Source organism: Brachybacterium fresconis (genome assembly GCF_017876515.1).
Taxonomy (GTDB): Bacteria; Actinomycetota; Actinomycetes; order Actinomycetales; family Dermabacteraceae; genus Brachybacterium; species Brachybacterium fresconis.
Window position 1 is genome coordinate 163497 of record NZ_JAGIOC010000001.1, and the last position, 23009, is coordinate 186505.

Genomic DNA, 23009 nt, shown 5'->3' on the forward strand with positions numbered 1-23009 from the left:
AACTGATGGGTTGACATGCGAAAAGCGAAGATCGTCTGCACACTCGGTCCGGCGACCAACACCTACGAACAGATCCGGACCCTGATCGAGGCGGGCATGAACGTGGCGAGGATGAACCTCAGCCACGGCTCGCACGACGAGCACGAGCAGGTCTACGCGAACATCCGCCGGGCCGCCGACGACCTCGGTCGCAACGTCGCCGTGCTGGTCGACCTCCAGGGACCGAAGATCCGCCTGGGCACGTTCTCCGACGGACCGCACCAGCTCGAGGTCGGCGACACCTTCGTGATCACCACGGATGACATCGTCGGCACCAAGGAGCGCGTCTCGACCACCTTCAAGGGCCTGCCGGGCGACTGCCGTCCCGGCGATGTCCTCCTGATCGACGACGGCAAGGTGTCCGTCCGTGTCACCGACGTCTCCGACACCGACGTCAGCACCGTCGTCGAGGTGCCCGGACCGGTCTCGAACAACAAGGGCATCAACCTCCCCGGGGTCGCCGTGTCGGTCCCCGCCATGAGCGAGAAGGACATCGCCGACCTGCGCTGGGGCCTGGCCCTCGGGGCCGACGTGATCGCCCTGTCCTTCGTGCGCGATGCCCACGACATGGACCAGGTCCTGCGCATCATGCAGGAGGAGGGCCGCCGGGTCCCCGTCATCGCGAAGATCGAGAAGCCGCAGGCCGTGCGCGCGCTGCGGTCCATCGTCGGTGCCTTCGACGGCATCATGGTCGCCCGTGGCGACCTCGGCGTCGAGCTGCCGCTGGAGCAGGTCCCGCTGGTGCAGAAGCGCGCCATCGAGCTCGCCCGCCGCAACGCCAAGCCGGTCATCGTCGCCACGCAGGTGCTCGAGTCCATGATCGAGAGCCCGCGCCCCACCCGCGCCGAGGCGTCGGACTGCGCCAACGCGATCCTCGACGGCGCCGACGCGGTCATGCTTTCGGGTGAGACCAGCGTGGGCAAGTACCCCTTCGAGGCGGTCCGGATGATGGCCCGCATCATCACCAACACCGAGGAGAACGGCGCCGACCGCATCCTGCCGCTGGGCACCATCCCGCACACCCGCGGCGGTGCGATCACCCGCGCGGCGTCCGAGATCGGCGATCAGCTCTCCGCGCAGTACCTGGTCACCTTCACGGAGTCCGGCGACACCGCGCGCCGCCTGTCCCGCCTGCGACCCTCCATCCCGCTGCTGGCCATGACCCCCTACCCGGAGGTCGCCCGCCAGCTGTCGCTGACCTGGGGGACCGAGGCGCACCTGGTGCCCATGCAGAAGGACTCCGACGCCATGGTCGCCGAGGTCGACGACCTGCTGCGCGAGCACAAGGGCCTGCAGAAGAACGATCTGGTCGTCGTCGCGGCCGGGTCGCCTCCCGGCGTCCACGGCTCGACCAACACGCTGCGCGTGCACCGCATCGGTGACCTCGACGGCACCGAGTCCGCGCGCATCGAGGCGGACAACATCGCCGCCGGCCCGCACGTGCAGGCCTGAGCCCGGCGCATCCCTCGGACGACGCCCGCGGCCCGTAGACCGTGGGCGTCGTCGTACGGTGGCCCGGACGCGAGGACCGCTGGTCACGGACGCCTGACGACGTGGTTGTCCAGATCCGGCGCGGCGGGATCAATCGAGGTGGCGCCTCTCCTCGATGCGACGTGCGATCGCCATCTCCACCGCAGTGCCCAGCAGGTAGGTCACGGATGCGGTGAAAGGGGCGAGCAGCCACGACAGGGCCGGCGGGAGCACAGCGCCGAGAGCGGCGGCCAGGCCGACGGCTGCGGCGATCGAGAGCAGATTCAACGAGGCACCCAGGGCGATGACCGTCGTGGTCTCGTCCTCCAGGGAGCGCGTGAAGGCGCGAGTGGCGATGACTTCGATCAGGGCGAAGCTCGCGACGGCGGCCAGCAGGAACAGGATGATGTGAGCAGGCCGCGGACTTCCCTCGATGCTGGTGAGCATCGCCATGGTGCTGGTGATCATGACCGAGTAGCCGAAGGCGCCGGAGTTGTTCCGCAGCGACAGGCGCAGCTCGCGGACGTACAAGCCCAGCTCCGGTGTCGGGTCGGTCGCTCGTCTCGGCATCGCTGCGTCTCCTCCGGTCCCCGATCGCCCTGGGTGGGCTGGCGTCCATGACGTGCGGTCCCCGGTCACGCCGGCGCCCGAGACGTGCGGGTGCCGAGGAGTCGTGGCACGGACTATACGGCCGCGCCGGCGTGAGGATGACGGGCGCGTCCCCTCGCGAAGCGTTCGTTCGATGCGAAAGCTCACCGGTGCATGACGTGACCTGGGGTGACATGATCGAGACCGACGCGGACGAGATGGTGGCCACTGTGTGTTCACACCATGTCCGGAACTGCGGTCCGGGCGGCCCGTCAGGTGCATCGATGCAGGCCATGCACACGTCGCTAGGGTGCCGGATGCGGGACTCGAACCCGCACGCCCTCGCGGACAGCGCATTTTGAGTGCGCCGCGTCTACCATTCCGCCAATCCGGCTGGCCCCCTCGCAGGAGGGCTGGACTAGAATACCGCTGATGACCACCGTCCTCGACCACGCGGGTGCAGACCACCCCCGGGCAGGGCACTACCCGAGACACAGGGCAACATGACAGACGAGAACGCTCCCCTTCCCGACGACCCGCAGGACCTCTCTGCCCCCGAGGAGGGCAGCCCCCGCCGCACCGCGGTGGTGGCCGAGGACGAGAGCCTCATCCGCATGGACATCGTGGAGAGCCTGACCGAGGCCGGATTCGAGGTCGTCGCCGCCGTCGGCGACGGCGAGAGCGCCGTGGACAAGGCCCGAGAACTGCGGCCCGACGTGGTCGTGATGGACGTGAAGATGCCGCAGATCGACGGGGTCACCGCCGCCGAGCGGATCGGCGAGGACAACCTCGCCCCCGTCGTCATGCTCACCGCGTTCTCGCAGGCCGAGCTGGTCGAGCGGGCGCGGGACGCCGGTGCCATGGCCTACGTGGTCAAGCCCTTCACGCCCGCGGACCTGCTGCCCGCGATCGAGATCGCGATCTCCCGCTTCACCCAGATCACCCAGCTCGAGTCCGAGATCGCCGACCTCGGCGAGCGGTTCGAGACGCGCAAGCGCGTGGACCGCGCCAAGGGCCTGCTGCAGACCAACATGGGGCTGTCGGAGCCGGAGGCGTTCCGCTGGATCCAGAAGACATCCATGGATCGTCGGTTGACGATGCGCGAGGTCGCCGACGCCGTGGTCGACCAGCTCGGCGGCGCCGGCAAGGAGTGAGGGACCGACGGGCGCCCTGAGGGCGTCGGGACCATCGATCCGGCGCCGGGGGAGCGCCGGGACGAGAGGGGAAGCACAGGGGAGATGACGATCTCACGGCGCACGCTGGTGCGCGGCCTCGGGGCGGGGGTCCTCGGTGCGGGGCCCCTTTCGGCCTGCACCGGAGGACGTCGCGGCGCCCCGCCGGAGACGACGGGGCCGACGGCAGAGGCCCTCGCCGAGCCGGACACTGCGCTGACCCTGGGCTCGATCGGCGCCTCCTTCGGGCGATCCGCCGCCTTCGAGACGCCGATCGGCCTCGCCCTCGGACAGGCGATGATCGACGTGAACAAGCGCTGGGGCGGTCTGTTCGGCCACGAGGTCACCCTCCTCGAGCGTCACGTGATGGCCGAGCCCGGTGAGGACCTCACCGACGTCATCGCGCAGTTCGCGGAGGCCGGGGCGAGCACGGTGATCACCTCGATCGACGAAGAGGCCCTGGTCGCCGCGATCCCCGCCTTCGTCGACGCGGGGATCGCGGTGATCGACCTGTTCACCTCCGGCATGAGCGTGCGCGCCCCCGAGGTGGTCTCCTCCAACATGCTGACCCGGCTGGCGCCGAACGACGTCGCCCTGGCCGCGCTGTACGCGGAGGCCTCCTGGGCGGCCAGCTCGGACGACGGACCCGCACCGGGGACGGTCGCCCTCGTCTCCGAGGACACCGCGCACGGCCACAGCCTGCACGAGGAGCTCGGCCGGATCCTCGATCCCGACGGCGGCACGGTCCTCGCCGAGCACTTCTACCCGGCCGGGAAGATGGGGGAGGTCGCCCCCGTCGTCGAGAAGATCCTGGCGACCCCGCCGGCCCTGCTGGTCGTCAACGGCGGCCCGGAGGCGGGGCCGCTGCTGTCCGCCCTGCACGAGGCCACGCTCGACGAGGAGGGGAAGCGCCCCACCGTCGAGTTCGCGCGCCGTCTCAGCCCGGCCGCGAGCGTGGACTACTCCGCCGCCGAGCTCGCCCCGGAGTCGCTGAGCGCGGCGACCGGGTATCTCCCCGGGGCCGAGCTGACGGTCGAGCACGTGAACATGATGCTCAACCTCGATGCGGACCTTCAGCGCACGGGCTACGGGTACTCCCCGCAGGCCTACGACGCCGCGGTGCTGGCCTGCCTGGCGGCCCAGGACGCGCTGTCCGTCGACGGGGTCGACATCGCCGCCTCCGTGGCCCGGGTGCTCACCGGGACCGAGGAGTGCACGAGCTACGGCGACTGCAGCTCGATCCTGCGCACCGGGGTGCAGTCGCAGGACCGGGCGACGGTCTCCTACCGGGGACGGATGGGTCCGCTGGAGCTGGGCCCGGCCAAGGACCCCCGCACCGGGACGCTGCGGACCTTCTCCTGGAACGAGGCCAATGAACGCCAGGGCGCCGGTGACGAGGACTTCGAGACCCCTGCGTGAGCGGCGCGCTCAGCGCGGCGGCAGCAGCATGGTCTGGACGGTGATGGTGCTCAGCAGCGCTCCCGATTCGTCGCGGACGTCCACCAGATAGCTCGCGACCTGACGTCCTGCATGACGGACGGCGCAGGTCGCGGTGACGGTCCCGGCGCGGGCCGAGCGGTGGTGCAGCGCCGAGACCGAGGTGCCGACCGCCTGCGCCCCCTCGCCGAGGACCTCGCGCGCCTGCAGCATCGCGGCGAAGGAGGCGATCGACTCGGCCAGCGCGATCGTCGCCCCGCCGTGCAGCAGTCCGGCCGGCTGGGTGTTCCCCGCCACCGGCATGGTCATGATCCCGCCCCGCGCATCCAGCTCGACCATCTCCATCCCGCAGCGCTCCACCATCGTGCCCCGGACCATGGGGGCGACCAGAGCGCGCAGGCGCTCCCCGCTCAGCGGGGCGGACGTGGTCTCGGGCAGATCGCTCAGGGGGCTCATGCCTCGAGCGTGCCACACCCGCCGCCGCCGGCCCGCCGGATCTGCGGACGTCGGCCCGACGTGCGAGACTTCTCCTCATGAGTGCGAGTGACACCGGTGACCAGCGGATCCTCCTGATCGACGGGCACGCCATGGCGTTCCGCGCCTTCTTCGCGCTGCCCGCCGACGGCTTCAGCGACGGGCGCGGGCAGGCGACCAACGCCGTCTACGGCTTCGCACGGATGCTCATCAATGTCGTGTCCTCGGAGCGCCCGACCCACGTCGCGGTCGCCTTCGATCTGCCCGGCGGCACCTTCCGCGACCGCATCTACGACCAGTACAAGGGCGGGCGCGACGTGACGCCGCCCGAGTTCATCGGACAGATCGACCTGATCATGCAGGTCCTCGACGCGCTCGGGGTGCGCTGGCTGACCGTCGAGGACTACGAGGCCGACGACATCATCGCCACGCTCGCCACCCGCACCGCCGCCGAGGGCGGCGAGGCGCTGATCGTCTCCAGCGACCGCGACGCGATCCAGCTGGTCGACGAGAAGGTCACCATGCTGCAGCCGATCAAGGGCGTCACCGAGATGCGCCGGATGACTCCCGCGGCCGTCGAGGAGAAGTACGGGATCCCGCCGGAGCGCTACAGCGATCTCGCCGCCCTGGTCGGCGAGGCCGCCGACAACCTGCCCGGGGTGCCCGGCGTCGGCCCCAAGACCGCCGCGAAGTGGATCGTGAAGTACACGGATCTGCCCGGCATCATCGCCCATGCCGATGAGATCCCCGGCAAAGCCGGCCAGTCGCTGCGCGACCACCTCGAGGACGTCGAGCGCAACCGGCTCATGAACGCCGCGGTCCTCGACCTCGACCTGCCCACCGACCCCGGTCACTACACGCTCGGCGGCGGGGACCGCGGGCGCACCGCCGCGGTGTTCGACGAGCTCGCCTTCGGCGACACCATCCGCCGCGACCTGCCGGCGGTGCTGTTCGGCGAGGACGCGGACGCTCCCGCGGAGCAGGAACCGGTGGCGGAGGTGCTCGAGCTCGACGGCGCGGCCGGCTTGCACGATCTGCTGGGGGAGGGCGCCGGGCCCCTGGCCCTGACCGTCGCCGACGACGTGCGGGGCGGGCCGATGCTCGGGATCGCGACCGGTGAGGCCCGGGCCGCGATCCGCCTCGAACAGCTCGACTCCGATGCCTCCGCCGTGCTGGCCGCGGCGCTCGGCGGCCCGCGGGAGGTCCGCACGGCCGACGTCCCCGCCGTGCGGTCGTGGATGCAGGTCAACGGTTATCCGCTCGGCCGGCAGGCCCGGGACCTGGCCCTGGAGGCCTTCGTGCTGCGTCCGGGGGCGCGCAGCTATGACGCCGAGGCGCTGGGCACCGAGCTCGGCGGTGCCCGCTTCGAACCGCGCCCGCGCAAACCTGCCGATTCGACCCTGGCGAAGGAGACGCCGGAGGTGCGCTCCGGCCACGTCGCCGTCGCGGCCGCCCGGCTCGCCGAGGCCGCCTCGGCGCTGCACCCGGCCGCCGAGGAGCTGGCGCGCCGACAGGGCGAGGAGCCCTGGGCCTCGGGCATCCTCGAGGACCTCGAGCGCCCCCTGCAAGAGGTGCTGGAGACCATGCACGGCCGGGGCATCGCGATCGACCGGGCGGCGCTGGCGGCGCTGCGCGAGGAGTTCGAGGGGTTCGTCGCCCAGGCGAAGCGGGAGGCCGGCGCGATCGTGGGCGAGGAGGTCAACCTCGCCTCGCCCAAGCAGCTCCAGGTGGTGCTGTTCGAGACCCTCGCGCTGCCGACCACGCGGAAGATCTCCTCCGGCCACTCCACCGACGCGGAGTCCCTCACCGACCTCCAGGAGAAGCTGGAGCCGGGATCCTCGGGCCACGACTTCCTGTCCTGGTTGCTGCGCTTCCGGGAGATGAGCAAGCTGACCGGCTACGTCGTCGGCCTGGACAAGGTCCACGACAGCTCCTCGCGGGTGCACACGACCTTCCAGCAGACCGCCGCGGCCACCGGACGGCTCGCCTCCACCGAGCCGAACCTGCAGAACATCCCGGTGCGCACCGCCGAGGGCCAGCGCATCCGTGACGTCTTCGTCGCGGGACAGGGCTACGAGACGCTGCTGACGGCCGACTACTCCCAGATCGAGATGCGCATCATGGCGCACCTGTCCGAGGACGCCGGACTGATCGAGGCCTTCCGGACGGGAGAGGACCTGCACAACTTCGTCGCCTCCCGCGTGTTCGGAGTCTCCCCGGACGCCGTCGATCCGGCGATGCGCTCCAAGACCAAGGCCGTCAGCTACGGCCTCGCCTACGGGCTGAGCGCCTTCGGGCTCTCCCGGCAGCTGCGGATCTCCCGGGCAGAGGCGACCGATCTGCGCGACGGCTATTTCGAGCGCTTCGGCGGGGTGCGGGACTACCTCCGCTCCAGCGTCGAGACGGCCCGGTCCACCGGGTTCACCGAGACCATCCTCGGCCGGCGCCGCTACCTCCCGGACCTCACCTCCGACAACCGCCAGCGCCGGGAGAACGCCGAGCGCGTCGCGCTGAACTCCCCGATCCAGGGCAGCGCCGCCGACATCATCAAGCTCGCGATGCTCGCCGTGGAGCGACGGATGCGCGGCCAGGAGCTCGACTCCAGGATGCTGCTGCAGGTCCACGACGAGCTCGTGGTCGAGGTCGCCCCCGGCGAGCTGGAGACGGTGCGGGAGATCGTGGTCGAGGGCATGGACCGCGCCTATGAGCTCTCCGTCCCGCTGGAGGTCGGCGTCGGCATCGGCGGGACCTGGCGCGAGGCGGCGCACTGACGGCGCGGATCAGGCGAGGACGGGGACGGACCTCACACGGTCCCGCTCCGTCCGGGTGCCCTGGTGCCTCGCGCATCGCGGGGACGGCTGGTAAGGTCGGGGAGGTCTGTGCGCGGGCTGTCCCGCCTGTCGGGAGCCGCCGTGCACGGATGCGCCCCTCGCGGGGCGCTGCACGTCCATCGTTCCTACTCATACCTGTCCCGACGGAGTCCATACCTACATGACCGACACCACGACCCCCCAGATCGCCATCAACGACATCGGCGGCGCCGACGAACTCATGGCTGCCATCGATGCGACCATCAAGTACTTCAACGATGGCGACATCGTCGAGGGCACTGTGGTGAAGGTCGATCACGACGAGGTCCTCCTGGACATCGGCTACAAGACCGAGGGCGTCATCCCCTCGCGCGAGCTGTCCATCAAGCACGACGTCGACCCCGGTGAGGTCGTCGAGGTCGGCGACGAGATCGAGGCCCTGGTCCTCCAGAAGGAGGACAAGGAAGGCCGTCTGATCCTGTCCAAGAAGCGCGCCCAGTACGAGCGCGCCTGGGGCTCGATCGAGCAGATCAAGGAAGACGAGGGCGTCGTCACCGGACGCGTCATCGAGGTCGTCAAGGGCGGCCTGATCGTCGACATCGGCCTGCGCGGCTTCCTGCCCGCCTCCCTCGTCGAGATGCGTCGCGTGCGTGACCTCCAGCCCTACGTCGGCCAGGAGATCGAGGCGAAGATCATCGAGCTCGACAAGAACCGCAACAACGTGGTCCTGTCGCGCCGCGCCTACCTGGAGGAGACCCAGTCCGCGGTCCGCTCCGACTTCCTGCAGACCCTGCAGAAGGGCCAGGTCCGCGAGGGCGCCGTGTCCTCCATCGTCAACTTCGGCGCGTTCGTCGATCTCGGCGGTGTCGACGGCCTGGTGCACGTCTCCGAGCTCTCCTGGAAGCACATCGACCACCCCTCCGAGGTCGTCGAGGTCGGGCAGAAGGTCAACGTCGAGGTGCTCGACGTGGACATGGACCGCGAGCGCGTCTCCCTGTCGCTGAAGGCGACCCAGGAGGATCCGTGGCAGCTGTTCGCCCGCACGCACGCCATCGGCGAGGTCGTCCCGGGCAAGGTCACCAAGCTCGTCCCCTTCGGCGCCTTCGTGCGCGTCGAGGACGGCATCGAGGGCCTGGTGCACATCTCCGAGCTGGCCCAGCGCCACGTGGATCTGCCCGAGCAGGTCGTCACGGTCGACCAGGACGTCTTCGTCAAGGTCATCGACATCGATCTCGAGCGTCGCCGCATCTCGCTGTCGCTGAAGCAGGCCAATGAGGGCGTGGATCCGGAGGGTGACGACACCACCTTCGACCCGGCCCTGTACGGCATGGCCGCGGAGTACGACGAGAACGGCGAGTACAAGTACCCCGCCGGCTTCGACCCGGAGACCAACGAGTGGCTCGAGGGCTACGAGGCCCAGCGCGAGGAGTGGGAAGGCCAGTACGCGGCCGCCTACGAGCGCTGGACCGCCCACAAGGCACAGGTCGCCGAGGCGATCAAGGCCGACGAGGAGTCCGCGAACGCGCCGGCCGTCGAGTCGTCGTCCTCCTCGTCCTCGTCCTCCTCCTCGACCCCGGCGGCTGCGCCCGCGGCGCAGTCCTCCTACCAGTCGAGCACCACGGACGAGGGCACCCTGGCCTCCGACGAGGCCCTGGCCGCCCTGCGCGCCAAGCTCACCGGCAACTGATCGACTGATCCGACCGTCGCACGCAGCGGCCCGGCCCCGAGGGGGTCGGGCCGCTGCGTCGTTCCCGGGTCGGACTCCGGGAACGTCCTCGACGCGCCCCGAACGTCCCTGCATCCGAGGGCTCTCGCAGGGCACACTGGTGCCATGACCACCGCGCTCGATGACCATCCGATCCATTCCTGGCTCACCGACATGGACGGGGTGCTCGTCCACGAGCAGTCCGCCCTGCCCGGGGCGGCCGACTTCATCGCGGCGCTGCAGCGCTTCGGGCGGCCCTTCCTGGTGCTCACCAACAACTCCATCTTCACGCCCCGGGACCTGCGTGCCCGCCTGTCCCGCAGCGGCTTCGACATCCCCGAGGAGTCGATCTGGACCAGCGCCCTGGCCACCGCCCGCTTCCTCGCCGAGCAGGCCCCCGGCTCCGCCGCCTATGTGATCGGTGAGGCCGGTCTCACCAGTGCGATGCACGAGGAGGGGTTCATCCTCGCCGACAGCGACGTCGAGTTCGTGGTGCTGGGGGAGACCCGCACCTATTCGTTCGAGTCGATCAGCCGTGCCATCCGCCTGATCACGAACGGGGCGAAGTTCATCGCCACCAACCCGGACGTCACCGGACCCAGCGCGGAGGGGCCGCTGCCGGCCACGGGCTCCGTCGCCGCCATGATCACGGCGGCCACGGGCATCCACCCGTACTACATCGGCAAGCCGAACCCGCTCATGATGCGCACCGCGCTGAACCGCATCGGTGCCCACTCCGAGACCTCTGTGATGATCGGGGATCGGATGGACACCGACGTGAAGTCGGGTCTCGAGGCGGGCATGCGGTCCGTGCTGGTGCTCACGGGCTCCACCAGCGAGGACGAGATCGCGCAGTACCCCTACCGTCCCACCGCCGTTCTGGACGGCATCGCCGACGTCGTCCCGCTCGTCGAGGCGCTCACCCCGCTGGAGTCCGTCGAGCTCGACGAGGACTGAGCGCGGGCGCCCCCGTCCGGCCGCGCCGCCGACGGCGGACTCCCGCCACCGTGCGTGATGACGATGTGCAGGCCCCGTGGACGTCCCGGCGAGGGTGCTTGACCCGTCCGCCCCGCTCTGGAAAGGTCATGCCTGACCCGAGAACCGGTCAAGGAACGGTCAAGTCGTGTCGAGCGCAAGCTCGTCGACGTCGACCGTTCCGCCCGGCGGGTCCCCGGGACGCCAAGGGGCGCCCCGGCCGCAGAGCGAAGGAGACGACGATGACTCGCCGACATCCGATCAGGGCCGTGGCCGCGCTGGGACTGTCCGCCCCGCTGGTGATGGGACTGACCCTCGCCGGGGGAACCCTCGCCTCCGCCGACCCGGCTCCGCGGCCCGCCGCCGAAGCGTCCCGGGAGGCACCCCACGAGGCATCCGGCGAGGCCGACCACCGCACCGACGCCCCGACGGACGTGTTCACCACGGGCCCGGAGGTCTTCACGCCGCAGCAGCGGGCCGATGGGGACACCTCCGTGTCCGCGGCCGTCCTCGGCGAGCGGCTCGGGGACCGCGCCGGCGATCCGGGGGCAGAGGATCGGGCCGACTGCGCCGGGGGCCTCGATCTGAACGACGCGGCCACCGCGGTGCCCTGCACGGTGACCGGCGCCGACGGCGCGGAGGAGACCTTCTATGCCTATATGGCTCCCGCTGCCGTCGCGGACACCGACTACGCCCTCTACTTCTCCCAGGGCGCCCCGCTGTCGACCGAGGCTGCGACGGCCCTGAACGACGGCCTGAACGGCACCGGTGCCTACCCGGTCTTCGACGAGACCGACCCCGACACTCCGCGGGTGCTGGACCGGACGCTCGCCGCCGAGCGGGCGAACTACGTGCTGGACGGCGTCGGCCGGGACGACCTGGTCGTCGAGTCCGTCGCGGCGGAGGTCGATCTCCGCGAGGCCGAGCCGGTCTCGGGCACGGCGGTGGAGACGGCATCCGGCCGCTCCGTGGAGGTGACCCTGCTGCCGATCCCCACCGACGGGGAGGCTCCGGGGATGCTGGTGAGCATCGAGGGCCCGTGAGCCGTCCGTCGTGAGCTCCGCCCGGCGTCGCGCCGTCGCCCGGGCGGGGCGCCGAGGCGGCGCACGCCCGGCGGACGACGACTCCTCTCCTCAGCGCCGCATGAGAGGATCGGGGCCATGTTGCGCTGGCTCACGGCCGGGGAGTCCCACGGCCCGTCCCTCATCTCCCTGCTCGACGGCGTCCCCGCCGGTGTCGAGCTGACCAGTGACGATCTGAAGGCGGCCCTGGCGCGTCGCCGGCTCGGACACGGCCGCGGCAGCCGCCAGAAGTTCGAGCAGGATGTCCTGCGGATCCACGGCGGCCTCCGTCACGGGCGCACCCTCGGCTCCCCGCTGGCGATCGAGATCGCCAACTCGGAATGGCCGAAGTGGGAGAAGGTCATGAGCGCCGATCCGGTGCCGCGGGAGGACCTCGTGGTCGACGCCGGCACCGGGGACGAGCGCGAGATCGCCCGCAACCGGGCCCTGACCCGGCCGCGCCCCGGCCACGCCGACCTCTCCGGCATGCTCAAGTACGGCTTCGACGAGGCCCGTCCGATCCTCGAGCGCGCCAGCGCCCGGGAGACCGCGGCCCGCGTGGTCGCCGGCCGCGTCGCGAGCGCGATCCTCGAGCAGACCGCCGGGATCCGACTGGTCTCCCACACCCTCGCCGTCGGCACCGTCCGCGTTCCCGAGGACGCCCCCCTGCCGACGCCGGACGACGACGCCGCGCTGGACGCCGACCCGCTGCGCTGCTTCGATCCCGGGACCTCGGAGGCGATGGTCGCCGAGGTCGACGCGGCGAAGGCCGACGGAGACACCCTCGGCGGCGTCGTCGAGGTCCTCGCCTACGGCGTCCCCGTGGGGCTGGGATCCCACACCCAATGGGATCGCAAGCTCGACGGCCGCCTCGCCCAGGCCGTCATGTCCATCCAGGCCATGAAGGGCGTCGAGATCGGGGACGGCTTCGCCACCGCCGCCCGCCGCGGCTCCGCCGCGCACGACGAGATCCTCGCCGCCGGGGACGAGGGCGGCACCACGGCGACCCCGCGCGCCACCAACCGCGCCGGCGGCCTCGAGGGCGGCATGAGCAACGGCCAGGTGATCCGCGTGCGCGGCGCCCTGAAGCCGATCTCGACCGTGCCGCGCGCCCTGCGCACGATCGACGTCGCCTCCGGCGAGCAGACGACCGCGAACCATCAGCGCTCCGACACGTGCGCCGTCGCCCCCGCTGCCGTCATCGCGGAGGCCGTGGTCGCCCTCGCCCTGGTGGACGCCCTGCTCGAGAAGACCGGCGGCGACAGCGTCGAGGAGATCCGCGCGCACCTCGAGGGCACCGTCTCGCTGCAGTCGAGGATCGTGGGCGGCCGCGCGGGCGGGGCCTCGTGACGGGACCCGCCGTCATCCTGCTCGGCGCGATGGGCGCGGGCAAGACCAGCGTCGGCCGGGAGCTCGCCGCCCGGTTGGACCTGCCCTTCGACGACCTCGACGCGATGATCGTCGCCGAGGCCGGACGTCCCATCCCGGACATCTTCGCGCACGATGGCGAGGACGGCTTCCGTCGGCTCGAGGCGGCGGTGCTCGAACGGGCCCTGAGCGCATCCCGGGGCACCCGCGGCGTGCTCTCCCTCGGCGGCGGAGCCGTCATGGCCCCGGAGTCCCGGGAGCGCCTGCGGGGCGGGCCCATCGTGCTGCTCGAGGTCGAGGAGCAGGTGGCGGCCGTGCGGCTCGGCCGTGGCCACGGACGCCCGATGCTCGCCGGGGGAGAGGACCCCATGATCCGCTGGCGCGAGCTCGCCGCCGAGCGCGGCCCCGTCTACCGGGAGCTGGCTCGATGGCGCATCGACGCCGGACGCGGGACCGCCCCGGCGGTCGCGCGCGCCATCACCGACATGATGGGCCAGGACCTGCTGTCCGGCCCCGAGGAGAAGAACGCATGAGCACGACCGTGATCCCCGTGACCACCCCGACCGGCGGCTACGACGTCCGCGTGGGCCGGGGAGTCCTCGCCGACGTCCCGGGCCTGGTCCCGCAGCGGACCCGGCGCGTGGTGATCGTCCACCAGCCGAGCCTGCGCGAGGTCGCCGAGGAGGTCCGCGCCGCGATCGCGGAGACCGGACGGGACGCCTTCGCCGCCGAGGTGCCCGACGGGGAGGAGGCCAAGACCGCGCAGGTCGCCGGCTTCCTCTGGGGCGTGTGCGGGCAGGCCGAGATCGGACGCCAGGACCTCGTCATCGGCCTCGGCGGCGGGGCCGCCACCGACCTGGCCGGCTTCGTCGCCGCCTCCTGGCTGCGCGGCGTGGACGTGCTGCAGATCCCCACCACCGTGGCCGCCATGGTCGACGCCGCCGTCGGCGGGAAGACCGGGATCAACACGGCCGAGGGCAAGAACCTCGTCGGCGCCTTCCATCCGCCGCTGGCGGTGATCGCCGACCTCGACGTGCTCGCCGGGCTCGGGGCGCACGACGTCGCCGCCGGTCTCGCCGAGGTCGTCAAGGGAGGGTTCATCGCCGACCCCCGCATCCTCGAGATCATCGAGGAGGACCCGGCCGCGGTGCTCGACGTCGGAACCGATGCCTTCCGCGAGGTCGTCGAGCGCAAGATCCGGATCAAGGCGGAGATCGTCTCCGCGGACCTGACCGAGCAGGGTGAGCGCGAGATCCTCAACTACGGGCACACGCTCGCCCACGCTATCGAGCGCAACGAGCGCTACCAGTGGCGTCACGGCGCCGCGGTGTCCGTCGGCATGATGTTCGCCGCGGAGCTCTCGCACCTGGCCGGCAAGCTCTCGGAGGCCGAGGTGGACCGGCACCGCCAGGTCCTCACCTCGCTGGGGCTGCCCACCACGTACCGCGACCGGCAGTGGCCCAAGCTCGAGGACGCCATGAAGCGTGACAAGAAGACCCGCGCTGGCCTGCTGCGGTTCGTGGTGCTGGACCGGATCGGATCCGTCTCCCGCCTCGAGGGGCCCGACCCCGCGCTGCTGCTGTCCGCCTACGCCGCCATCACGGCAGACTGAGGAGGAGACCGTGAACGACATCGCTGCGAGGACCGCGACGGTCCGAGGCATCGAGCTGGGCCGCGCCCGGCCCGAGATCATCGTGCCGCTGGTCGGCGACGACCACGAGGCGCTGCTGGCCCAGGCCGACGCCGCGGTCGCGACCCCGGCGCGGATCCTCGAGTGGCGGATCGACCGCTTCCGCCCGGACCTCGAGGACGCCGAGGAGCACCGGGAGTCCGTGCTGTCCTCGCTGTCTCCTCTGCGGGCCGCGCTCGGGCCGGACAAGGCCCTGCTGGCCACGTACCGCACGGCCGCGGAGGGCGGGGGCCGACAGCCCCGCGACACCGACCTCGCCATCCTGCTGGAGGCCCTCATGGGCTCGCGACGGGCCGGGACGCAGTCCCAGGTCGACCTGATCGACGTGGAGACCTCCCGATCCCCGGAGATGGTCTCGCGGGTGATCGCGACCGCGCACCGCAACGGCGTGGTCATCATCGGCTCCCATCACGACCTCGAGGGGACCGGGGACGAGGACGAGCTCATCGAGCGGATGCGCGCCCAGCGCGCTCTCGGCGCCGACGTCCCCAAGATCGCCGTCACCCCGCACAGCGCGCGCGACGTGCTGACCCTGCTGTCGGCGAGCCTCACGGTCGCCGCCGAGGGGCAGGGACCGCACATCGCGATCGCCATGGGGTCGCTCGGCGTGGTCAGCCGCGTCTCGGCGGAGACCTTCGGCAGCGCCGCGACCTTCGCGTCCGTCGGGCGCGGCTCCGCCCCCGGCCAGCTCGAGGCCGACGACGTTGCCCTGATGCTGGAGCGCCTGCGCCCCTGACGTCTCAGCGCGCTCGGGAGCCCTCCGGTCCGGGATCGTCAGGGGGCTCCTCGTCCGTGCTGCCCGTGCTCTCCGTGCTCTCCGTGCTGCCCGTCTGCGGGAACTCGACGTCCTCGCCGTCGTGCTCGGCGAAGGTGCGCTCGGCGTACTCGCCGGCGTCGACGTCCAGGAAGCCGATGTCGTCGGCCAGGTCGTCCACCGTGGCATCGACCACGGGGATCGCGCCGGTCTCGTGCGCCACCCGCTCCCGCTCGGAACGTCGGGTGCGGCGCACCAGCGCCTTCAGCTGGGAGGCGGACATCGTCACCTGCCACTCGCTGTGCGCGGGCAGCGACCAGCGGCGCCAGGCCGCGAGCCCCGCCAGCAGGGCCCCGATCCCGACGGCCACCAGGACGTACGGGGAGGGGATCCCGAGTGCGACGACCCCCCAGGTGCCGACGGCCGTGACCAGCGCGCCGGTCGCATAGAGGGGGCCGCCGCCGAAGATCGCGGGGACGCGCCCCACCAGCACATCGCGGATCACCCCGCCGCCCACGGCGCTGACGACGCCCAGCAGGATCGCCGGCAGCGGATCCAGGCCGTAGCCGATCGACTTCGCCGTGCCGGTCGCCGCCCACAGCGCCATCGCGGCGATGTCCAGCACGGAGACCAGGTGCCGCCACCACGCCCCCTCGGCCGTGATCAGATAGGCGAACAGCGATCCGCCCAGCGCGCAGGCCAGGTACCAGCCGCCGTCGAAGGCCGCCGGGGTGCCGTAGTCGAGGATCAGATCACGCACCAGGCCCCCGCCCAGGCCCGCGACGATCCCGATGAATGCGAAGCCGACGGCGTCGAAGTTCAGCCGAGCCGCCAGCGCCCCGGCGGCCACACCCATGACGGCCACGCCGATCAGGTCCAGCACGCGCAGCAGGTCGTTGGTCACGAGCAGTTCGAGGGGGTCCACGGATTCGACGGTAGTCCTCCGGCCGCCCCGGGGCATGCCTCCCCGTACGATCGGAGCATGACACCGGCCACCTCCGCATCCCTGACGCGTCTCGGCCTGACCGGCGGCATCGGATCCGGGAAGTCCACGGTCGCGGCGCTCTGGCGGGCGGCGGGCCACCGGGTGATCGACCTGGATGCCTATTCCCGCGCGGTCCTCGACGTGCCGGGCGAGGGGGTCGAGGAGGCCGTGGCCCGTTTCGGCGAGGGACTGCGCACCCCGGCAGGCACCATCGATCGTGCCGCCCTGGCGTCGATCGTCTTCGCCGACCCGGCGGCGCGCGCCGATCTGGAGGAGATCGTGCTGGGCCGCGTGGATCGCGCGGTCGGCGCCGAGGAGCGCCAGGCGGCCGATGCGGGCGAGCTCTTCGTGATCCACGACAGCCCGCTGCTGCTGGAGAAGCATCAGGAGGCCGGCTACCGGGCGGTCGTCGCCGTGCTCGCCCGGCGCGAGGACCGCATCGAGCGAGTGATGCGGGACCGCGGCAAGGACCGCGCCTATGTCGTCTCGATCATGGCCGCCCAGGTCACCGACCTGGATCGGATCCGGCGCGCGGATCGCCTGGTGCTGAACACCTCCGGGCGCGACGTCCTGGCCGATCGCGCCGAGCACGCCCTGGCCGTCGTCACGGCCGGGCTCGGGGATCTCGCGGATTCCGCCGTGCGCTGACCGTGCGGCCCGACCGTGTCGCCCGTCGGCCCCGGGTCGTAGGCTCGTCCCATGCGTCCTGTCACCGATCTGGTCCGTGCCGAGCATCCCTTCGAAGTCGTCTCCGAGTACAACCCCTCGGGCGACCAGCCGCGCGCGATCGCCGACCTCACCCGCCGCATCAACGATGGGGAGCAGGACGTCGTGCTGCTGGGTGCGACGGGCACCGGCAAGTCCGCCACGACGGCGTGGCTGATCGAGCAGGTCCAGCGCCCCACTCTGGTGATGGCCCACAACAAGACCCTCGCCGCGCAGCTGGCCAGCGAGTTCCGGGAGCTGCTGCCGCACAACGCGGTGGAGTACTTCGTCTCCTACTACGACTACTACCAGCCGGAGGCGTACGTCCCGCAGTCGGACACGTACATCGAGAAGGACTCCTCGGTCAACGCCGAGGTGGAACGCCTGCGGCACAGCGCGACCAACTCCCTGCTGACCCGCCGCGACGTGGTGGTGGTCTCCTCGGTCTCCTGCATCTACGGCCTGGGCACCCCGCAGGAGTACGTCGACCGCATGGCGCAGCTGTCCCGCGGCCAGCAGCTGGACCGCGACGAGCTGCTGACCCGCTTCGTGGACATGCAGTACGACCGCAACGATGTCGCCTTCGAGCGCGGCACCTTCCGGGTGCGCGGCGACACCGTCGAGATCATCCCGATGTACGAGGAGCTCGCCATCCGCGTCGAGTTCTTCGGCGACGAGATCGATGCGCTGTACACGCTGCACCCGATGACGGGGGAGGTGATCCGCGAGGAGGACCACATCCACATCTTCCCCGCTTCCCACTACGTCGCCGGCCCCGAGCGGCTGACCCGTGCGATCGGGACGATCGAGGTCGAGCTCGGCGAGCGCCTCGAGGAGCTCGAGAGCCAGAACAAGCTGCTCGAGGCGCAGCGGCTGCGCATGCGCACCACCCATGATCTGGAGATGCTGCGGCAGATGGGCTCGACCAACGGCGTCGAGAACTACTCCCGTCACCTCGACGGGCGCGATCCCGGCACGGCGCCGAACACCCTCATGGACTACTTCCCCGAAGACTTCCTGCTGGTCATCGACGAATCTCATGTGACCGTCCCGCAGATCGGTGCCATGTTCGAGGGGGACCGCTCCCGCAAGCGCACCCTGGTCGACTTCGGCTTCCGCCTGCCCAGCGCGCTGGACAACCGCCCGCTGACCTTCGCCGAGTTCACCGAGCGCACCGGGCAGACCGTCTACCTCTCCGCGACGCCCGCCGACTACGAGCTGGGCAGGTCCGACGGGTACGTCGAGCAGATCATCCGCCCCACCGGCCTGGTGGATCCCGAGGTGATCGTCAAGCCCGTCAAGGGCCAGATCGACGATCTGCGCGAGGAGATCGACAAGCGGGTCCAGCGCGACGAGCGCGTGCTGGTGACCACGCTGACCAAGCGGATGGCGGAGGATCTGACGGATTTCCTGCTGGAGAACGGGGTGCGCGTGCAGTACCTGCACTCCGACGTCGACACCCTGCGCCGCATCGAGCTGCTGCGCTCGCTGCGCCAGGGCGAGTTCGACGTGCTGGTGGGCATCAACCTGCTGCGTGAGGGCTTGGACCTGCCCGAGGTCTCGCTGGTGGCGATCCTCGATGCCGACAAGGAGGGGTTCCTGCGCTCGCGCACCTCGCTGATCCAGACCATCGGCCGTGCGGCCCGCAACGTCTCCGGGCAGGTCCACATGTACGCGGACACCGTCACCGACTCGATGCAGTCCGCGATCGACGAGACCAACCGGCGCCGCGAGAAGCAGATCGCGTTCAACACCGAGAACGGCATCGACCCGACTCCGCTGCGCAAGCGGATCGCGGACGTGACCGACATGCTCGCCCGCGAGGACATCGACACCGACACGCTGATGGCGACCGACTACCGCTCCGGGAAGGAACGAGTCTCCCGGGACAAGGCGCGCGCCAACGCCGTGGACGCCGTCAGCGGCCGCACGGTCGACCTCGGGGACGATCCGGTCGGTTCCCTGACCGGCATGATCGACGAGATGACCGGCCAGATGCACCAGGCCGCCGAGACCCTCCAGTTCGAGCAGGCGGCCCGTCTGCGGGACGAGGTCCAGGAGCTGAAGAAGGAGCTGCGCGCGATCCAGCGGTCCTGAGCGGGCCGCGCGGGGACCGTCCAGGACGCTCCCCGTGGAGATCGGTGAACTCGGGCGCAGCGGGGCGGTGGGGGTTCACTCCGAGGTCGCCGAGGAGCACGACCTGGTCGTGGTCGACACACGCCCCGCGCCCGAGCGGGATTCCGCTCGCTCGAGGCCTTTCACGCGAGCAGAGGCCTGTCAGCCGACCACCAGGTCCTGATGGCCGTCCATCGCTTCCCGAGCCATGTCGAGATGCCCTGCATGGACCGCGGTCTCGTCGATCACCCGCAGCAGGATCTCCCATCCCGTCAGGAGTCGAGGCGCGTCGAACACCTCGACGGGCGGCCACCACAGGGGCGGTGCGTTCAGATCGGCCCGGGCGAGGGCCGCGTCACCGAGGGCTGTCTCACGTCGGTACGCCTCGCGGAGCGCGGGTCCGGGCAACGGCGGCGCGCGCCAGCCGTCCCGGAGCTGATCGATCGCGGTGCCGTCGCCGCCCAGCACTGCGCGGAGCCAGAAGCTCTCGACGTCATGGATCAGGTGGCTGAGCATCGAGCGCGGCGTCCAGCCGGACGGAGCTGCGACATGATCGAGCTCCGACTCACCCAGCCCGTCGATCGTGCGCAGCACATGGTCTCGATGCCGTACGAGGTCGCGCAGCGCGAGGGAGCGGGCGACCGATTCCTGTGCGGAGTCCGTCATGCTGGTCCTATCTCAGGGGCGGCAGGGCCGGGGGAGCGGGGACGGCCCCCGGGAGACGCGCGCTCCCAGGAGGCGACGGCCCCGGGCACAACGGTGAACAGCGGATGGGGCTCGGGCGCCGCGAGGCGCCGCACTCGCTGCCAGCGTACCGGGTCGCGCTGCTCGAGCTTCGCCAGCAGATGCTCCCATTCACAGGCGAGCTGACCGTCAGGGACGGGGATCCGCGCCGGGCGCGCCCCGCCGTTCGGCGCCTCGTCGATCCGGGTGCGATCGAAGCGGTATCCCCGCGCCGTGGCCTCCTCGGCCAGGACGTCGAGATAGGCACCGAGGGCTGCGAGCGGATCGACCTGCGCCCGGAACCGCTCGAGCTGCGGGTGGGAACGGTAGCCGCGCGTGCGGCCGGCGAGCACCGCCTGGGCCAGCAGTGATTCGCGCCAGCAGCCCGTGAGGCCCTGGCGCTCGAGGTGTCGGGGGTGCAGTGACCAGAGGCGCATCTGCCCATCCTCCTGCACCTCGTGGATCCGGGCCAGCGGACTGCGGCCCGCACCGTGTCCGGCCCGGTGCACGGGCCATGTCCTTCCGCGCGGGATGCCGATGGGGGGACTATCCGCCACCCATGAGGTCCCCACCGGACGTCGCCGGGGATGCGATCTTCGGTCGGGTGACGTGCTGAGGCCGCTTCGATACGGTGAAGTCCGCACCGAGGCGGTCGCCGAGAGCGTCCACCTCTGACACCGACACTCAGGAGCGACCTGACCGATGCCTGCAGCACGACGCGACCAGATCCTTCCCCTCGCCGTCGGGGGAGCGGCCGCGGCCGCTCTCGGCATGGTCCCGCTGCATCGGCTGCCGCGCCCGGTGCAGGTCGCCTATGTCCTCGTCCCGGCGGTGCTCACCGCCACGATCACCTACGCTGCCGAGGGGGCGCGGAGCCCCCGGCAGGTGGACGGGACAGCGACGACGCCCCTGGCCCAGGCTCCAGCCCGAACCCCGGCTTCCGCGTCGGCCGCGGAGGATGCGCAGCCCACCGACGGCGAGAGCAGCAGGTCGCAGCCGTGGTTCGCCCGATTCGGCCTGTCCGTCGGGCTCGGCGCCGTCGTCGCCGGAGGGGGTGTCGCCGCGATCCGGATCGACCATCGGGTGGAGAACGCTCTGCGATCCCGCGGTGTGCCGTCGCCACGCCTGGTCATCGGACTCGCGACCGGGGTTCTCACCGTCGCCTCGGTGGCGATCGATGATTCCGGGGACTCCGAGGGGTGACCGGCGCCCGGTCGGATGCGATGGAGCCCTCATGGACATTCGGCCCTCAGGGATCACGCGGCAGATTCCAGCACGCTGCTGCAGAGAGCATCGACGCAGTCTGCGAGCCGGAAGCGTGCGCCGCCCGTCGTCGCAGCGATGCGCTCGGGATCGGTGTCCTGCCCCGCGCTGGAGACGGTGGGGGCGTCGGGCCGCACGCGCACGGACTCGTGCAGGGCGGGCCAGCGAGCCTGGACGGAGTGGGCCGCACGGTCCAGCACCTGGAAGCGCGGCGCGAGCGGGGTCGCGCGAGCTGTGTCGGGGACGAGGCGGAGTCCGCCTTCGTGAACCATCACATGGTGGCGTCGGCACAGCAGGGCCAGGCCCTCGATGTCGGTTGCTCCGCCCTCTGACCAGGGCGTGGTGTGGTGGGCGTCGAGGTGACGGCTCTGATGGCAGCCGGGGAAGCTGCAGACACCGTCGCGCAGGCGCAGGGCGCGCCGCTGGGCTCGGGATGCGAGACGTCGGGACCTGCCCAGGTGCAGCACCTCGCCCCCGGCATCGGTGATCATCAGCGCGACCTTTCCGGTGCAGGCCAACCGCTCCGCCGTGCGGGGCTCCAGAGGCCCCTGTCCGACGACGCCGCAGCGCGGGGGCGTTCCTGCGGGAACGTCGGCGGCGGCGCCGGTCCCGGGTGTCGGGACCGGTGCGAGGTCGGGGCCGACGGCGGCCGACGCAAGGGAGGGCTCAGACGTTCCCGCGGGAACGTCTGGAGCGAGGGCGTGCTCGGGCGTTCCCGCGGGAACGTGGTCGGTGAGCGTGTCGGCGCTGACCTCGACGATGACCAGATGGCGGTCCTCCCCGGAACGGTCGTCCGGTTCGGCGTCGAGAAAGGTGCGGGCGATGTCGTGCAGGGCATCCGCTTTGCGCTGTTCCAGGGTCGGGGTGGCGCTGATCTCCGCCGCCTTCGCCGCGAGGTCATCGGGGCTCGGCTCCGCGGCACCGCTGCTCGACAGATCCTCGGCGTCGGATTCTGCCATCGAGGGGTCGTGACCGTCGCGGTCCAGGGCCAGGTCCAGAGCGGTGACCACCTCGGCGCCCATCTCGGCCGGCAGCACTGCCCGGATCTCGACCATGCCGTCCCCGCGGGTCTGCCAGCGGGCCTCGCGGATCGCGTCCTGTTCGAGGCGGCTGCCGTCGACGGCGCGGAAGGAGGAGATGGCCCGGGCGAGTTGGGAGGCGGTCATCGCCCGGGCCATCTCCACCAGCATGGTCTCGTCGACGCGCCCGACGACGCGGGTGATCTCTCGGACCTTGGAGTAGGACAGCCGACCGGCCCGGAACTCCTCGACGGTCAGCGGCATCTCCGGCAGGGCCCGGGACACCCGCACGTGCTCGCGAGAGGTGCCCGGGGTCATCGAGCACGCCCAGGCGAGCCAGTGGGCCGTGGACTTCAGGCCCACGAAGCACCTCGTCCCATCGCGAGCGTCGAAGTCGGCGACCATCAGCAGCAGTTCGCAGGTGGCTTCGGCGATCAGAGCCGCCTGCTGCTGGATCTGCTGCCCCAGTTCCTCGGCCTCCGGCCGGGCGAGACGGTGGGGACGGGGTGAATCCGACTGATCGGGTCTCGGGGGCAGCGGGGTGAGGGTCATGACGGTCTCCAACCGGCGGGGGTTCTGGACTGCAGTCCCAGTGCACCAGAGGGCACCGACATCCGAGACAGGAGACCGAGCGCTGTGGACCGACGCGGGGTGGG

At 71.4% G+C, this 23009-nt stretch carries 20 protein-coding genes and 1 tRNA gene; 14 read left to right on the plus strand and 7 right to left on the minus strand.

What is annotated here, in order from left to right:
* Positions 1 to 15: 15 nt before the first annotated feature.
* Positions 16 to 1491 carry a pyruvate kinase gene (gene pyk / locus JOF44_RS00715; RefSeq protein WP_209886129.1) on the plus strand — a complete coding sequence of 492 codons (1476 nt, stop codon included), beginning with the start codon at positions 16 to 18 and terminating at the stop codon, positions 1489 to 1491.
* Between the two features lie 129 nt (positions 1492 to 1620).
* Here the strand turns inward: pyk and JOF44_RS00720 are convergent, their stop codons facing one another.
* Complete coding sequence (locus tag JOF44_RS00720; RefSeq protein ID WP_209886132.1) at positions 1621 to 2079, minus strand: hypothetical protein; 459 nt, start codon at positions 2077 to 2079, stop codon at positions 1621 to 1623.
* Between the two features lie 329 nt (positions 2080 to 2408).
* Positions 2409 to 2491 (minus strand) — tRNA-Leu (locus JOF44_RS00725).
* Between the two features lie 109 nt (positions 2492 to 2600).
* Here JOF44_RS00725 and JOF44_RS00730 point away from each other — a divergent pair.
* Together JOF44_RS00730 and JOF44_RS00735 are read left to right on the plus strand one after the other, a co-directional pair.
* Positions 2601 to 3251 carry an ANTAR domain-containing response regulator gene (locus JOF44_RS00730; protein ID WP_209886134.1) on the plus strand — a complete coding sequence of 217 codons (651 nt, stop codon included), beginning with the start codon at positions 2601 to 2603 and terminating at the stop codon, positions 3249 to 3251.
* A gap of 84 nt (positions 3252 to 3335) precedes the next feature.
* Positions 3336 to 4688, plus strand: a complete 1353-nt coding sequence (locus JOF44_RS00735) for an ABC transporter substrate-binding protein (protein WP_209886136.1) — start codon at positions 3336 to 3338, stop codon at positions 4686 to 4688.
* Between the two features lie 9 nt (positions 4689 to 4697).
* Here JOF44_RS00735 and JOF44_RS00740 read toward each other — a convergent pair whose 3' ends face one another.
* A complete protein-coding gene (locus JOF44_RS00740) occupies positions 4698 to 5162 on the minus strand; it encodes a PaaI family thioesterase (protein WP_209886138.1) in 465 nt (154 codons plus the stop codon).
* Between the two features lie 77 nt (positions 5163 to 5239).
* Here JOF44_RS00740 and polA point away from each other — a divergent pair, with 77 nt between their 5' ends.
* From polA to aroD, 8 genes are all read left to right on the plus strand, one after another.
* Positions 5240 to 7951, plus strand: coding sequence for a DNA polymerase I (gene polA / locus JOF44_RS00745; protein WP_209886141.1), 2712 nt, complete (start codon positions 5240 to 5242; stop codon positions 7949 to 7951).
* Positions 7952 to 8171: 220 nt separating this feature from the next.
* Positions 8172 to 9677, plus strand: coding sequence for a 30S ribosomal protein S1 (gene rpsA, locus JOF44_RS00750; protein WP_209886144.1), 1506 nt, complete (start codon positions 8172 to 8174; stop codon positions 9675 to 9677).
* Between the two features lie 144 nt (positions 9678 to 9821).
* Entirely contained in the window at positions 9822 to 10652 is an 831-nt protein-coding gene (locus JOF44_RS00755; protein WP_209886147.1) for an HAD-IIA family hydrolase, read from the plus strand.
* Between the two features lie 260 nt (positions 10653 to 10912).
* On the plus strand, positions 10913 to 11713 hold the full coding sequence (locus JOF44_RS00760) for a hypothetical protein (RefSeq protein WP_209886150.1): 801 nt from the start codon (positions 10913 to 10915) through the stop codon (positions 11711 to 11713).
* 117 nt (positions 11714 to 11830) lie between these two features.
* Positions 11831 to 13081 (plus strand): chorismate synthase, encoded by a 1251-nt coding sequence (gene aroC / locus JOF44_RS00765; RefSeq protein WP_209886153.1) that lies wholly within the window; start codon positions 11831 to 11833, stop codon positions 13079 to 13081.
* Positions 13078 to 13632 (plus strand): shikimate kinase, encoded by a 555-nt coding sequence (locus JOF44_RS00770; RefSeq protein ID WP_209886156.1) that lies wholly within the window; start codon positions 13078 to 13080, stop codon positions 13630 to 13632. The genes aroC and JOF44_RS00770 overlap by 4 nt, the downstream gene beginning before the upstream one ends.
* Entirely contained in the window at positions 13629 to 14711 is a 1083-nt protein-coding gene (gene aroB / locus JOF44_RS00775; protein ID WP_209886159.1) for a 3-dehydroquinate synthase, read from the plus strand. Before JOF44_RS00770 ends, aroB begins: the two co-directional genes overlap by 4 nt.
* A 10-nt stretch (positions 14712 to 14721) precedes the next feature.
* Positions 14722 to 15525 (plus strand): type I 3-dehydroquinate dehydratase, encoded by an 804-nt coding sequence (gene aroD / locus JOF44_RS00780; protein ID WP_342591620.1) that lies wholly within the window; start codon positions 14722 to 14724, stop codon positions 15523 to 15525.
* A gap of 4 nt (positions 15526 to 15529) precedes the next feature.
* Here the strand turns inward: aroD and JOF44_RS00785 are convergent, their stop codons facing one another.
* Entirely contained in the window at positions 15530 to 16468 is a 939-nt protein-coding gene (locus JOF44_RS00785; protein ID WP_209886161.1) for a trimeric intracellular cation channel family protein, read from the minus strand.
* Between the two features lie 57 nt (positions 16469 to 16525).
* Between JOF44_RS00785 and coaE the strand changes: the two genes are divergently transcribed.
* Positions 16526 to 17176: a dephospho-CoA kinase gene (gene coaE / locus JOF44_RS00790; protein ID WP_209886163.1), complete on the plus strand. Its 651-nt coding sequence runs from the start codon at positions 16526 to 16528 to the stop codon at positions 17174 to 17176.
* Between the two features lie 51 nt (positions 17177 to 17227).
* On the plus strand, positions 17228 to 19330 hold the full coding sequence (gene uvrB / locus JOF44_RS00795; protein WP_209886166.1) for an excinuclease ABC subunit UvrB: 2103 nt from the start codon (positions 17228 to 17230) through the stop codon (positions 19328 to 19330).
* Positions 19331 to 19510: 180 nt separating this feature from the next.
* On the opposite strand, the gene JOF44_RS00800 is transcribed toward uvrB, so the two are convergent.
* A complete protein-coding gene (locus JOF44_RS00800) occupies positions 19511 to 20014 on the minus strand; it encodes a mycothiol transferase (RefSeq protein WP_209886169.1) in 504 nt (167 codons plus the stop codon).
* Positions 20011 to 20508, minus strand: coding sequence for a pyrimidine dimer DNA glycosylase/endonuclease V (locus JOF44_RS00805; protein WP_209895556.1), 498 nt, complete (start codon positions 20506 to 20508; stop codon positions 20011 to 20013). Before JOF44_RS00805 ends, JOF44_RS00800 begins: the two co-directional genes overlap by 4 nt.
* Before the next feature lie 265 nt (positions 20509 to 20773).
* On the opposite strand from JOF44_RS00805, the gene JOF44_RS00810 reads away from it, so the two are divergent.
* Entirely contained in the window at positions 20774 to 21274 is a 501-nt protein-coding gene (locus JOF44_RS00810; RefSeq protein WP_209886172.1) for a hypothetical protein, read from the plus strand.
* Positions 21275 to 21327: 53 nt separating this feature from the next.
* On the opposite strand, the gene JOF44_RS00815 is transcribed toward JOF44_RS00810, so the two are convergent.
* Positions 21328 to 22905: a DUF222 domain-containing protein gene (locus JOF44_RS00815; RefSeq protein WP_209886175.1), complete on the minus strand. Its 1578-nt coding sequence runs from the start codon at positions 22903 to 22905 to the stop codon at positions 21328 to 21330.
* Positions 22906 to 23009 lie beyond the last annotated feature (104 nt).